9 protein-coding genes and 1 pseudogene are annotated in these 13,775 nt (G+C 42.5%); 5 read left to right on the forward strand and 5 right to left on the reverse strand.

What is annotated here, in order from left to right:
- Nucleotides 1-63 precede the first annotated feature (63 nt).
- Nucleotides 64-1,329 carry an MFS transporter gene (locus EJP82_RS09750; RefSeq protein ID WP_127191862.1) on the reverse strand — a complete coding sequence of 422 codons (1,266 nt, stop codon included), beginning with the start codon at nucleotides 1,327-1,329 and terminating at the stop codon, nucleotides 64-66.
- A 160-nt stretch (nucleotides 1,330-1,489) separates the two neighbouring features.
- On the opposite strand from EJP82_RS09750, the gene EJP82_RS09755 reads away from it, so the two are divergent.
- The 4 genes from EJP82_RS09755 (at nucleotide 1,490) to EJP82_RS09770 (ending at nucleotide 7,210) form a co-directional block, all read left to right on the forward strand.
- The gene (locus tag EJP82_RS09755; RefSeq protein WP_127191863.1) at nucleotides 1,490-2,428 is read left to right on the forward strand and encodes a C40 family peptidase; all 939 of its coding nucleotides are present in this window, start codon (nucleotides 1,490-1,492) and stop codon (nucleotides 2,426-2,428) included.
- 164 nt (nucleotides 2,429-2,592) lie between these two features.
- Nucleotides 2,593-3,501 (forward strand): molecular chaperone DnaJ, encoded by a 909-nt coding sequence (locus EJP82_RS09760; protein WP_127191864.1) that lies wholly within the window; start codon nucleotides 2,593-2,595, stop codon nucleotides 3,499-3,501.
- A 141-nt stretch (nucleotides 3,502-3,642) separates the two neighbouring features.
- Nucleotides 3,643-4,695: a LacI family DNA-binding transcriptional regulator gene (locus tag EJP82_RS09765; protein WP_127191865.1), complete on the forward strand. Its 1,053-nt coding sequence runs from the start codon at nucleotides 3,643-3,645 to the stop codon at nucleotides 4,693-4,695.
- 79 nt (nucleotides 4,696-4,774) lie between these two features.
- On the forward strand, nucleotides 4,775-7,210 hold the full coding sequence (locus tag EJP82_RS09770; protein WP_127191866.1) for a glycoside hydrolase family 94 protein: 2,436 nt from the start codon (nucleotides 4,775-4,777) through the stop codon (nucleotides 7,208-7,210).
- Nucleotides 7,211-7,343: 133 nt separating this feature from the next.
- Here the strand turns inward: EJP82_RS09770 and EJP82_RS09775 are convergent, their stop codons facing one another.
- Nucleotides 7,344-8,099 carry a class I SAM-dependent methyltransferase gene (locus EJP82_RS09775; protein WP_127191943.1) on the reverse strand — a complete coding sequence of 252 codons (756 nt, stop codon included), beginning with the start codon at nucleotides 8,097-8,099 and terminating at the stop codon, nucleotides 7,344-7,346.
- Nucleotides 8,100-8,147: 48 nt separating this feature from the next.
- Nucleotides 8,148-9,026 (reverse strand): annotated as a pseudogene (locus tag EJP82_RS09780) (glycoside hydrolase family 5 protein); the annotation flags it as partial.
- Nucleotides 9,027-9,235: 209 nt separating this feature from the next.
- Between EJP82_RS09780 and EJP82_RS09785 the strand changes: the two are divergent.
- The gene (locus EJP82_RS09785) at nucleotides 9,236-10,486 is read left to right on the forward strand and encodes a methyl-accepting chemotaxis protein (protein WP_127191868.1); all 1,251 of its coding nucleotides are present in this window, start codon (nucleotides 9,236-9,238) and stop codon (nucleotides 10,484-10,486) included.
- Between the two features lie 136 nt (nucleotides 10,487-10,622).
- Here the strand turns inward: EJP82_RS09785 and EJP82_RS09790 are convergent, their stop codons facing one another.
- On the reverse strand, nucleotides 10,623-11,735 hold the full coding sequence (locus tag EJP82_RS09790) for a DUF4349 domain-containing protein (protein WP_127191869.1): 1,113 nt from the start codon (nucleotides 11,733-11,735) through the stop codon (nucleotides 10,623-10,625).
- Between the two features lie 166 nt (nucleotides 11,736-11,901).
- The gene (locus EJP82_RS09795) at nucleotides 11,902-13,680 is read right to left on the reverse strand and encodes an ABC transporter ATP-binding protein (protein WP_127191870.1); all 1,779 of its coding nucleotides are present in this window, start codon (nucleotides 13,678-13,680) and stop codon (nucleotides 11,902-11,904) included.
- Between the last annotated feature and the right edge of the window lie 95 nt (nucleotides 13,681-13,775).

Here is a 13,775-nt window from a genome sequence, read left to right on the forward strand (position 1 = left end):
CCATATCACTCACTTAGAGTAATAGGCAATCTCTTAATTCACCTTACTTTACATATAACAATCTCATGTATCACGCAAAATACGTCGTCCCAAACTCATCATTAATAGAATCATAATAATACCAACCACTAGCTGCATTCCATATATTTGAGTCCAATTTGGCCAATGATCAATCCATCCATATACCTTACCACCTATTAAAGGTCCGAAGAAGGAAGCAACCCCAGTTATAGCAGAATACATCGCCGTATACATCGGCCTCTCCGATTTTGGTGTGTCACCGATCATAAAATTAAAGGCAAGCTGGTTAAACCCGCCAACACCCACTCCAAATATCATCTGAGCTGTAAATAGTATCGGAAGTAACGGAAATATCGATAACGTTCCCCATAATAAGATAGAAGTCGCAATCACGGGTAGTGTCCAGAACAACAGTCGCCTGTTGCTATATCTAGCATTGAGGTTACCCCACACATAAAAACTTGCCATCATAAACACCGTCTGCGTCACATTGATCAATGAGATCGTCTGATAGTTAATATGTAGCAGTTCCAGCATGACATAAGAATATAAAGGAACAACCAAATTTTGTAGAAATAGAAAACTAGCTAGAAACAACGTCGGCTTCATAAAAGACGAGTCACGAAGTGGCTTCTTAAGCATGGGTATAAATTTACTCTCAGTCGAACGCTCAAATGGGATATCCGGATAGAAGAAGAACACAATGATATTCGCTGTGATGCAAATCCAAATAATTATATACAGATACAGAAATCCTTGACTACCGGGATAATGATCTAGAATCATTCCCCCCAAGAACATGAACAACGTACCGAGAGCGTTAAGCATCGTATTCCTAATTCCGAAATATCGCCCCCTAACCTTAGGTGGGACCATATCACTGATCGTTGAGTTCCAGAGCACCGCTCCCACTGTATTGAACAGAAACGCTGCGACATAAAAAACAATAAACGCTTGTACCCACTTATCCTGCGAGAAAAGAAAAGGGACTAGTCCTGTAAATCCCCACAATAACCTATGCATTCCAACAAAAAAGACGAGCGGCCATTTTCGGCTATTCAGTCTCTGAATGAGAAACGCAACGGCTAGCTGAGCTATATTCACAAATGTTGTGATCGCTAGCACAAAACCTATTTGCTCTGAGTTAGCTCCTAAATACAGTAAAAATCCTGTAAGAAATTGTCCCCCGAGCAATGTTTGAAAGATAACTGAAGGAACACCTTCTAAAGTTGCAATCGTCAAATGCCTACGCTGTTGAGAAGTTTTTCGACGTTTGTTAAAAAGCCTCATTTTTACGATGCCTCTCATGCTGCATACTCCTTTTACCGCCTTTGCCGAAGGGAGTTCCTGCGGATAAAGCGATTATATTTGCTCCCCATACATAAAAATCAGCAAGTTTTGCATACTTCAAATAATGCGGTTTTTCTAGGCCGTAACTAAACCTCTTAGAATGGAGTGCAAGCTTAGAATGCATAGCTCAGGAATTAGATTGTTATTTCCCCGTTTGTTAACTGGAGCGCTACTCATAGCTTTAGTGGCCTGCAGTAATCAGTCATCTCAATCTCAGTATGATATTCGTGACCATTCTCGTGATCCTTATGAACCGAGTATCCAATCGACAAATAAGAAGCCCATTACCGTGATTCCAACTGAAATTCTGACCAATACCGGTCACACGGCCTGGATTCCCCTTCAGCAAGTAGTCGAGAGTTTGGGACTCCGGCAGAAAGAAACTAAAGACTCGATAAAAATAGGGTTTTCGGATGTTATGTTTCAGGTACAACCCGGTCAAAATTCCGCCATTTCTAATGGACGCACTATCACATTATCTCAAGCCCCAATAGTGCAGAATGGTCAGGTATACCTCACCGCGAAATCACTATCTGAGCTACTCCAAACCCAGGTTCGGGTCGATTCCTGGACAAACTCACTACAGATCTTACCAATCAATAATTATAGTAAAGTAGAAGATACCCCACAGCAAACAGAGCAAAAATACGGTATTCTAGGTATTGCTGAGAACCGGAATGAACTTGTTACTTACGCCAAAAAATTTATGGGGGTTCCCTATGAATTTGGAGCGGATCCTTATGAAAAATCTAAAACATTTGATTGCTCCTCTTTCACCCAACATGTGTTCAAGCGCTTTGGCAGCAGTCTCCCAAGACTTGCGAGAGAACAGGCCAAAGAAGGTACCCCAGTAAATCGAAGCGAACTAGTTCCGGGAGATCTTATCTTCTTCACAGTTAAAGGTCGATTCGAAAGTGACAAAATACCCGGTCATGTCGGAATCTATATCGGCGACGGAAATTTTATCCATACTTGGGGAGATCCAGGAGTCCAAATCAGCCCATTAGATTCTGGATATTGGAAGGACGTGACCCTCTTCATGCGCCGAACAAAATAATCAGGATAGAATCCTAATCACCAGGGGGCTTTGTGCCCCTTGGCCCCCTTTCTATCTTTTTATTACAAATTTCCTTTACTACTAATTACACAGTATAATGAATGTAAGCAATACTTTCTATATAATAAAATTACATACTGAAATGAACCTAGAGGAGAATAATAATGGATAATTTGAAACAGGCATACGAAACCCTGGGACTTCCCGAGAACGCTTCCAGAGCGGATGTGGAGAAGGCCTTTGAAATCGAATTAAGAAAATCTAAAAACCGCCAATCTACGACGAATTTGAAAGATGGAGAAGAAAGTGAATACACCATAAAACTCAAAGCCTATAAACAAATTGTTGAATATGAGGATCGATTAATCATAGAGGATAAGAATCGAGAGCGTTATCGAAAATGGGGTAAATTTGCTGGTCCTGCTGAGAAAGTAGATGATTTCTTCCGGATATATAAAGCTCGTGTCATCATTAGCCTAGTAGCAATTATCGTTCTTATTTTTGGAATAAATGCATTCATTGATCACCGAGAAGAACAAAAAAGACTTGCGGCGCTTCCTCCAGTCGATTTATCCATACTTTATGTTGGTAACTTTATGACGAATGATTCCAGCGGGAAAACGGAGGAGCTAGAGCAAGCCTTCCTAACGCAATTTCCCGAATTCAAACGGGTGGAGGTTACACTGACCTACCTTCCCTCTAGTGAAAGTGGCGGTCAGTCTGACTTAGCCTTTCAACAGAAAGCAATGGCTATGTTGGCTACTGAGGATCCAGATATTTATATTATGGACAAGCCTTCCTTTGAATGGCTAAGCAACAGCGGTGCCTTACAGCATCTCGATGTGGAAGCCGAAGGCGTCCTAAAGCCGTTATTACCTCCAGGCGCAGCAATTATAGCTCGTACAGAAGATGACACTTCGGATCATGTTTACGGTGTGGATGTAACTAACAGCACTCTAACCAACCAACTTCCAATTAACAATAAGAACATGATCATTACGGTTCGTGTAGATCCGAAGAAAATGGATAATGTTCTCCTATTCACACAGCGATATTTGGAGAATATGAAATAATATCTTATATATCCCTTCTATCCCAAAGCCAAAGTTGGCTTTGGGATAATTTATTTTCCCCTGAAAATATGTGATTGATTTATTGAACTACATCATCTATTATACTGGTATAAACGCGCGTTTATAGAAAGAAGGACTACCATGCGCAGCGAAGATATTGCTAAGTTAGCCGGGGTGTCCCGTAGTACGGTATCCCGCGTTATCAACAACTACCCTAATGTTCCAGCCGCTACCCGGGATAAGGTGCTTAAGGTTATTGAGCAACACCATTACGAACCGAATAGCTTCGCTAGAGCGTTAGCAGGTAAAAGTACAGACACCATTGGTTTGTTCGCCATCAGTATGAATGAAAATGCAGACGCAAGCCGGATTTACCAGAACAGCTATTTCGCCCCTATTGTCGACCTCGTCGTCGATACAGCGAACGCCCAAGGATTCTACGTACTGATTCATACGATTTATTCACCGGGTGATTTCCAAAAGGTAAAACAGGCGTTTTTGCAGAAGCGAATTGACGGAGGCATTCTAGTTGGTACGCAGAAAGACATCAATTTCGTGTCTGATATGGTGGGACATGGCGCTCCATTGGTACTTATCGACTATGACATAACCGAGATCATAGCGGAGCGTCTCGATAAGAATCATTTGTCGATCATTAACTCTAGGGACTACGAAGGTACTGTCGAAGCCATCGAGTATTTGATCAAGCTAGGTCACCGCGAAATTGGTATCATCAAGGGACGAATGAGCACATTCTCAGGACGCGAGCGGTATTTAGCTTATGAGAGCACTATGATGAAGCACGGTCTCCCTATTCTGGATAACTTCGTTCTGGCCGGCGACTTTCTGAAAGAAAGCGCTTATCGTGAAGTCTTGAATCTACTGCACTCTGGGAAATTACCAACAGCCCTATTCTGTTCAAATGATGCGATGGCTGTATCAGCTATGGAAGCCTTGATGGAACATGGGGTTCACGTTCCAGATGATATTTCCATCGTTGGGTTCGATGATGCACTGCTTGCTTCTCATGTCAGCCCGAAATTAACCACAGTGCGACTGCCAATTGATGACATGTCCAAAGCAGCGGTCGAGAAAATCATTGAGCTATGTCAGTCTGGACAGTCTGCCTTCAGTACTGCTAGCTTTCCAACTCGTCTCGTGGTTAGGGATTCCTGTAAGACGCCCGCCATATAATATGCGGGCCCCTCGTTAGAGGTATATTTTTTGCAACAAAATAAACGCGCGTTCACAAACGGAAGGAGAGTTATTATCCATGAAATTTGGTACATTTGATGACGTTCGCAAAGAGTATGTTATTAACACCCCTAAGACACCTTACCCTTGGATTAACTATTTAGGTAACGAGCAATTTTTCGGTCTGATCTCCAATACGGCCGGTGGGTACACTTTCTACAGAGATGCACGACTTCGCAGATTGACACGTTACCGCTATAATAATATTCCTTTAGATTCAGGCGGTCGTTACTACTATCTCTACGATAATGGTGATTTCTGGACCCCTGGCTGGATGCCAGTTAAACGGGATCTCGATTTCTACGAATGTCGTCATGGTCTTGGATATACCTCCATTACTGGCGAACGGAATGGGATTTCCGTGAATCAATTGGCCTTTGTGCCACTTGGCCATAATGCAGAAGTTCATCGTCTCGTCGTTAAAAATACTGGAAGTGAATCGAAATCAGTTAAACTCTTCTCTTTTGCCGAGTTCTGCCTGTGGAACGCGCAAGATGATATGACCAACTTCCAACGCAATCTCAGCACTGGGGAAGTTGAAGTGAAGGATTCCGTTATTTATCACAAAACAGAATATCGCGAACGTAGAAATCATTATGCTTTTTATTCCGTAAACAAACCTATCAACGGTTTTGATACTGACCGTGAATCATTCGTCGGTATGTACAATGGACTCGACAACCCACAAGCTGTAGCTGCCGGAGAAGCAACCAATTCTGTAGCTAGCGGATGGTCCCCTATTGGCTCTCACGCCCTGAACATTACGCTGGAACCGGGTGAAGAACAAAGTTTCATATTTGTACTTGGCTATATCGAGAACGAAGAAGATGACAAATGGGAATCCCTTAACGTTGTCAACAAGAAACCAGCATTAGCGATGATTGAGAAGTTCGCTACTGACGACCAAGTTGATGCTGCCCTCGCCGATCTAGCGGCTCACTGGGATAACCTCCTATCCAAGTATCAGATTCAAAGTGGAGATGACAAGCTGAATCGGATGGTCAATATCTGGAATCCGTATCAATGCATGGTCACTTTCAATATGTCTCGTTCAGCTTCTTACTTCGAGTCCGGTATTGGGCGCGGTATGGGCTTCCGAGATTCCAATCAGGATCTGCTTGGATTCGTACATCAAATTCCAGAGCGTGCGAAAGAACGTATTCTTGACATCGCCGCAACACAGTTCGAAGACGGTAGTGCCTATCACCAGTATCAACCGCTAACGAAAAAGGGTAATAATGAAGTCGGAACCGGCTTTAACGATGATCCGCTCTGGCTCATCCTTGGTACATCTGCTTATATTAAAGAAACAGGTGATACCAGCATTCTAGATGAACAAGTACCGTTCGACAGTAATCCAGATAACACGGCTACCCTGTTCGAACATTTGAAGCGCTCATTTGAACATGTGACTAACAACCTGGGACCTCATGGTTTGCCATTGATTGGTCGGGCAGATTGGAATGACTGTCTGAACCTGAACTGCTTCTCCAAAGAACCGGGAGAGTCTTTCCAAACAACTGCAAACATTGAAGGTCGTGTGGCAGAGTCTGTCTTTATTGCAGGACTGTTTGTCTTCGTTGGCCCAGACTATGCTGAAATTTGCCGGATGCGTGGACTTGATGATGTTGCTACTGATGCGGAAGATAAGATTGACAACATGCGTGATATCACACTGACACATGGTTTCGATGGAGACTGGTTCCTACGTGCCTATGATCATTACGGCGATAAGATCGGTAGCAAAGAAAACGAAGAAGGTCAAATCTTCATCGAACCGCAAGGTATTTGCGTTATGGCTGGTATCGGTGTGGAGAACGGAGAAGCTCAAAAGGCACTCACTGCAGTGGAAGAGCATCTTGACACAAAATACGGTATCGTACTGCAACAGCCTCCTTATTCGAAATATTATTTAAACCTTGGGGAAATTTCGACGTATCCACCAGGATACAAAGAGAATGCCGGTATCTTCTGCCACAATAACCCATGGATCATGATTGCAGAAACTGTGCTTGGACATGGAGATAGAGCGTTTGATATCTATGCTAAAATCGCTCCTGCGTACTTGGAAGATATCAGTGAAATTCACCGGACGGAGCCTTACGTCTATTCGCAAATGATCGCAGGTAAAGATGCTGTTAATCATGGGGAAGCGAAGAATTCATGGCTGACAGGTACCGCCGCTTGGAACTATGTCGCCATTACTCAATCCATTCTTGGGGTGCAAGCAGACTTTGCTGGTCTCAAAGTGGATCCATGTATCCCTACTGCGTGGGATGGGTTTGAAATTACTCGTGTATTCCGTGGCGATACTTACGTGATCAAGGTAAGTAATCCTGATCATGTATCTAAAGGTATCAAGAGTATTACAATAGACGGGGTATTGGTAGAAGGCAACATTATTACTCCTGTTGGTGACGGCGGAACTCATAACGTCCATGTTGTGCTTGGTTAACTCTCAACCGCTAAATTGTAAATAAACTTCTTAACACAGGGAACCCCAGTCCCTACCGATCGATGGTAGTGGAACTGGGGTTCCCTGTGTTAGTTCAGATCATGCTGAACATACCACTCTTCGATAATTCCGATTATCGTTTTGTTGCTTCAAAAGTCATGATCCCACCGGCATGCGTTGGGGCAGTTCCATATGAATAATCTGCGCTGATAGAGACCTCTGTGTATCCAATACTTTCAAGAAGTAGTTTAAATTCGTGAATTCCGTACCAGCAAAGTGGAAACCTCTGTAACTCCGACTGAAGTAGATTCCCCTCGCTCCATTTCTCGTATTTCAATAGAGAGACTGTTCTTTGCTTAAGAAAATCTAGTTCAATGAGTCGACTCTCTAACGTAATGACCTCACGAGGCGGAATTTCCCATGTCCGCATAGACACCTTTCCTACCTCAAGCTCGACATCAAGAAATAAATCAAGCGTTAACCGTCCACCAAATTGTAAATGGTTATAAAAATTTTGTAGAGCTTGAACGGCTTCCCTTCTGTTTTCTATTAATTGAAAAGATCCCGCCGGAATAATAATGTCAGCGTACATTTCATCGAGTGAAAAATCCTGCATATTGCCATGATATAATACGGTGGATAATCCTCGTTCATGGCACTGATTACGACAAGATTCAAGCATGGCATCAGAATAATCAATTCCTTCGATTGCAATCCCAGATTCCAATAATGGCACCAGCACTCTACCAGTACCACATCCTACCTCAAGCGTCTTTCCCTCACGTCCAGTCAGTCTCTCTTTGTAATATTCGACATCGCCAGTAGAATAACCGACTGGTTTACTAAGTTCGTAAACTTCCGTACAGAGGGTTCCATATGAACTATATATAATTATCAAACCTTTCATTTAGTAATGATAGCGTTTCTGTTACATGCTCTCACGAAGCTTGGATCGTACATATTTACCAGAGGGTGTCAGATCTTGATCGCTCCAGTTCCCTTGTGATGCAGCTCCAGGCAATAATACTGCCGAATCCTCAATACGGTCGGACAAATTCCAATTGATCCAACTAATCCCCTTCTCATTTAGAAAGTTCAACCACACATCAGACTCTTGCGTAAATACTCCTCCATCACCGGATGCTAGTGTAGTGCCCCATTCACTTACAAAAATCGCTGCCCCCTTATCAAGCGCATACATGATCTTATCGCGGAGCTCCTGACCATGGGTTCCAGCGTAAAAGTGAGCGACATACATAATATTATCCTCCGCAAGTGGGTGATCCGCTGCATGATGAACATCTTGGCTCCATGTACCCGTGCCTACCAAAATTATATTGTCTTTATCGTACTGTCTAATGACCGGAATAAGTTCCTCTGCATAGGGCCTAATCACATCATTCCAAGTCACGTTGACTCCATTAGGCTCGTTACAAATTTCGTATATGATGTTTGGATATCCTGCGTACAATTGGGCCATCTCGGCGAAAAAGACCATGGCTTCTTCTTTATGTAAGTTGGGATCATTGTCTGATAGAATGTGCCAGTCAATGATTACATATAGCCCAAGTTCAATGGAAGCCTCTACAGCTTCTTTAACCTCGTTCTTAAGCTCAGGGTGCTCGATATATCCGTTCTCCCCTGTATACAGCGCAACCCTGTACACGTTGATATTCCAATCATCACGCAACCACTGGATCGTTTCCTTGTTAACGTAATGAGGATACCATTGAAGTCCATGTGAGCTAATCCCCCGCAATTGTACCCTTTCGCCTTGCTCATCATACAGTCCTGTACCTTTGACATGCAGCTTTCCTAAAGGCATAATTATTTTCTCCTTCCATAGTTTTCGTGTGTTTTATATATTTCACATATATTTTAATTTTTAAGAGGAGCATTTACTAGTCCAAAATCGTTCTTATTAGGTATAAATACTTATTACAAAAAAACAGTGTATCCCCTTTTGTCTCTCAATGCTATAATCATGGTATACATATCCAATATCTCAGGGAGGTCCTAATACCTATGTCATGGTTTAACAAACTACCCTTTTCTCAGAAGATCACAACTGCCTGTTACCTAATTGCTGCGTTATTTGCAATACCTACGCTGATAGCATTTATTCTCGCAGGTAAAGCCCTAATCGGAATAATACTTATCGTTTTATTGGCAGCGCTTACCTACCCTATTTCCAATTATTTCAAAACAGCATTAACGGATACTTTTACCGAAATTTCCAATGCTTCCGCTAAAATTGCAAAAGGTGATTTCACAAGCAAAATCGCAGAGTCTAATAATATGGACAGCCTTACCCTCTCCTTCAACAGTATGGTGGACAAGCTGCGTAAGATTCTACAAGAAACATCTGATATTACCCGCAAAGTTATGGATTCTAGCCGTGGTATATCTGAGAAGAATCAGAATCTAATCGGTGTTATGACACAAGTTGCCATATCGTCAAATGAATTGGCGCTTGGTTCCAATGAAATCTCCGAAGATGTTAGCGGTATGACCGATTCTATCCGCGATATTGAAGAGAAAGTAACGAATTATACGAACTCTACGCAAGAAATGAACCATCGTTCTATTGATACACTGAAGCTAGTAGAAAAGGGCCGTGAATCCGTGTCCCTGCAAGCTGAAGGTATGCAGAGGAATATTGAAGCTACGGAGAAGGTATCCAGTTCCATCGCAACACTCGCCATAAACGCAAAGGGTATTACTAAAATTACTGCGACAATCTCAGAGATTGCCGAACAGACGAACCTACTATCTCTAAACGCATCCATCGAAGCTGCCAGAGCTGGTGAGCACGGGGCCGGCTTTGCGGTAGTTGCACAAGAAGTTCGCAAACTGGCAGAGGAGTCTACCTCTGCTACGAAAGAAGTTTTCAATCTGGTCCGCAGTATCGACAATGATGTAAAGCAAGCTGGGTTGAACATCAAGATTAATGAAGAAGTAGTTCGCCAGCAAAGCGAGATGATCAAGGAATCGGAAGAAATTTTTCAACAGATTGTCCAAAGTGTACAATATATCAGCGAGCAAATTGCTGAATTCACCAAGGAAAGCGAAGCCATGCTGGTAGCTGCACACGGTATTTCTTCATCCATCCAGAATATATCTGCTATCACGGAACAATCTGCTGCAGGAACGCAAGAAGTGTCCGCATCCATGAATGAACAGATTACTTCTATTCAGCAAATGGCCGAAGATACAGAAGCGATGAAAAATGCTGTATTCCAATTACAAAAGACCATAACTATTTTCAAATTCTAATTCTATAGTTAAACGGACAATCACATAATGTGATAAAAGAGGCTGACCCACATGTTAAAGGGTCAGCCTCTTTCGTTGTTATATACCCTGCAAAGGGACACTGTTCACCTGCCACTGGATCATGGATTATCTATTATCATTTCTCAAGGTCGTTCTTAACTTCCTTCACTTCACTGCTAGGATCAGAATGAGAATCTAATAATTCTCCGACTTCTGGTTTGAACTTTTCCGACAATATAGTATGATTTATCTTTACTTCTTTACGCTTACGGTCTCTGCGTAGTAACCACCATGGGATACCTATCACTGCACCGATGATAATAATTGGTAAAGCTCCCGACAATACGACAATTCCCCATTGTAGGATCATAGACAATACTTCAAGGCTTCCACTTAAGGCGTTTTTAGCCCGCTCCAACAATGGAGTATCTTCCTTCGATTTTGTAATAAGACTCTCTTCCGGTTGATACAATCGAATCTCAACTGTTGAGAAAGAAACATTCTTATCAATATAGCGCATTCTACCTTTGATTTGCTCAATCTCCGTTTGAATTCGTTCAAGTTCGTTGGCAAACTCCACTAATTCATTCGTTTTGGTCGCTTCATTGATAAATTTAAGATACCTAGCTTCCATCGCTTCCTTTACTTTTAGGCGAGACTCCATATCCACATACTCTTCAGAAACATCCTGACCCTGGATACTGCGTTGCTGTGATTCAGATTTCATCTTCTCCAGTTGATCCAGAAAGGAAGAGAAGCCGGATGCTGGTACTTTGAGAATAAAGGTACCTCCACGTTCATCCTGCGATTGACTCTCTGAGAACTCAACAATGTACCCCCCCGTTAAAGTAACGAGGTTACGTACCGCGGATTGAGCTTTACCGTAATCAGTCACTTCCATAACAACATTCGCCTTATACATCAACTTCTTGTTCAGACCAGCCGCCGAATCCGCAGGCATAAATCCTGAAGCAGCCCGATCAGAAGCTTCCGCAGCAGATGTATCTGAAACTTGCGATTCTCCACCAAGATCTGCTGCAGGAGCTGCTGCAGGAGCTTCTGCCTCTTGAGATAACGATAAGCTTTCCGTAGAAGTGGTAGTGTTCAACATCATATCTGAAGTTTCTGTACTACTTCCACTATTCGCCTTAGAACTACTGGCCATGTCTTTGTTAGCGCTCCCGCAACCCCCAAGCAATAAAGATAAAGCTAAAATCATAACGGTGAAAAATGTTCCCCATTTGCGCATTTTTATGCCCCCTATATATATCTTGAGGTTCTTCCACGATGCGACTTCACTTTATGTACTTCATGACTGGAAATATCCTCTTGTATCTCTTGACGTTTCCATACTTTGGAATGTTGCCGAAAAATAATAAAAACCCGCAAAAAATGCGGGTTTAATGAACAGAATATTATAAATTTTTGAGTTTATAGAATTCACCTTTTTGTTTGAGAAGTTCTTCATAAGTTCCACTCTCAACAATGCGCCCCTTCTTCATCACGACGATCTTATCGGCATTCTTCACCGTAGATAAGCGGTGAGCCACGATAAATGTAGTTCTTCCCTTCATCAATTGCTCCATGGCCTGCTGCACATGGCGTTCAGATAAATTATCCAAAGCCGAAGTTGCTTCATCCAAAATGATAATTTGTGGATCTCGGACCAAAGCGCGTGCAATCGCAATACGTTGACGTTGTCCACCTGACAAACGCCCACCATGCTCGCCGACAGACGTCTCAAGTCCGTCTGGCAAATTCTCGATTACGTCCTGCAAGTTCGCCATCCAGATCGCTTGCTGAACCTTCTCTTCTGAAATATGCGGTAACCCATAAGTAATATTCTCACGGATGGTTCCAGAGAACAGGATGTTATCCTGCAGTACAATCGCGAGGGATTGTCGGTATTTTGCCATGCTCAGTTCACTCATAGAAATACCATCTATCCAAATATTCCCACCTTGCGGCTTGTAGAAACCAATAATCAGACTCAAAATAGTTGATTTCCCTGAACCTGACTCCCCAACAAATGCAACCGTCTCCCCCGGTTTCACTTTCAAGGTGAAATCATCAAATACGTGTCTGTCTGAATCTTTATATTGAAAACTTACGTTCTCAAATTTGAATTCACCACGAACAGATTCAGGTTTCTGACGCCCTTTGTACTCTTCCGTCTCATCGGACATAAGCACTTCGGTCACAGAGTGCAGTGATTCGAAACCTTTCACCAAATTCGGGTAAACATTTAGAATAGATGTAACTGATCCAATAATCATGTTAAAGAAGCTTTGGTACATAACAATGTCACCAATTTGCATATAGCCAAGGTGAGCCAGGTAAGCACTGAAGAACAAACACCCTACCTGGAACAACTGAAATACAACCCAGCTCGATGAGCCGAAATAGGCTTCGAGTACATCCAAACGATGCCCGCGTTCCCGAATCCCTTCCAGGGCAGCATCAACTTTGCGGATTTCCACATCTTCCAGACCGTGTGCGCGCGTAACCGGAATCATCTCTACCGTCTCGGAGACCTTGCCGGACATTTCCTCTATATTTTTCCGAACATCGTGGTTGCGTTTTGACATTTGAGCACTGAAGAAACGCACCAAAAAAATGGATGCTGGCGCCATTAACACAAAGAATAGAGCAACGATCCAGCTATGATATAAGGTTAGGCCAATTACAATTAAAAGATTGATTCCGGCTGGAATGATTGTCATCAACATCTGTCGAGAAAGGAAGTCGATGGCCTCGACATCTCGAAGCACTTTGGACTGCAATCGCCCAGCATTCATATCTCCATGATAACTTAACGACAACTGTTGCATTTTCCTAACTAAGGTACTCCGTAACCCCGCTTCAACATGCCGAACTGCTTTACTGACATAACTAACATGAAGTGTATGTGTTGGTATGTTCTGAACAATCACTACAATAGCAACCACCAGATTAATCCAAAATTCATTCATAGAATGCTTATCAGGATAGCTGATGATGTTAATAATATTGGCTGTTATGATTGAAAGCACCCACATTGGTGAAGCTTTAACCGTATAATATAGGGCTGATAATGCGACTTTTCCGAAATGTTCACGGAATAATTTGGTTAGTAAACTAAATGGCTTCATTTTAGCCGACTGCTCGTTCTCAAATACTTTGGAATAATCTAATGAAATCTCGGTCTTACTCATGTAATCCACCCACCTATAGCTTATAATAAAATAGTATGTCTATGAGCTTAGCCGCTTTCGACCAGCAATAACACCAGAGTTAAGTATAGAACTCC

This window comes from Paenibacillus anaericanus, assembly GCF_003994475.1.
GTDB lineage: Bacteria > Bacillota > Bacilli > Paenibacillales > Paenibacillaceae > Fontibacillus > Fontibacillus anaericanus.

Bases quoted from the DNA above. Each gene is read 5' to 3' on its own strand.
- EJP82_RS09755 (WP_127191863.1), top strand. From the start codon at position 1,490: ATGCATAGCTCAGGAATTAGATTGTTATTTCCCCGTTTGTTAACTGGA.
- EJP82_RS09785 (WP_127191868.1), top strand. From the start codon at position 9,236: ATGTCATGGTTTAACAAACTACCCTTTTCTCAGAAGATCACAACTGCC.
- EJP82_RS09760 (WP_127191864.1), top strand. From the start codon at position 2,593: ATGGATAATTTGAAACAGGCATACGAAACCCTGGGACTTCCCGAGAAC.
- EJP82_RS09790 (WP_127191869.1), bottom strand. From the start codon at position 11,735: ATGCGCAAATGGGGAACATTTTTCACCGTTATGATTTTAGCTTTATCT.
- EJP82_RS09770 (WP_127191866.1), top strand. From the start codon at position 4,775: ATGAAATTTGGTACATTTGATGACGTTCGCAAAGAGTATGTTATTAAC.
- EJP82_RS09750 (WP_127191862.1), bottom strand. From the start codon at position 1,329: ATGAGAGGCATCGTAAAAATGAGGCTTTTTAACAAACGTCGAAAAACT.
- EJP82_RS09765 (WP_127191865.1), top strand. From the start codon at position 3,643: ATGCGCAGCGAAGATATTGCTAAGTTAGCCGGGGTGTCCCGTAGTACG.
- EJP82_RS09795 (WP_127191870.1), bottom strand. From the start codon at position 13,680: ATGAGTAAGACCGAGATTTCATTAGATTATTCCAAAGTATTTGAGAAC.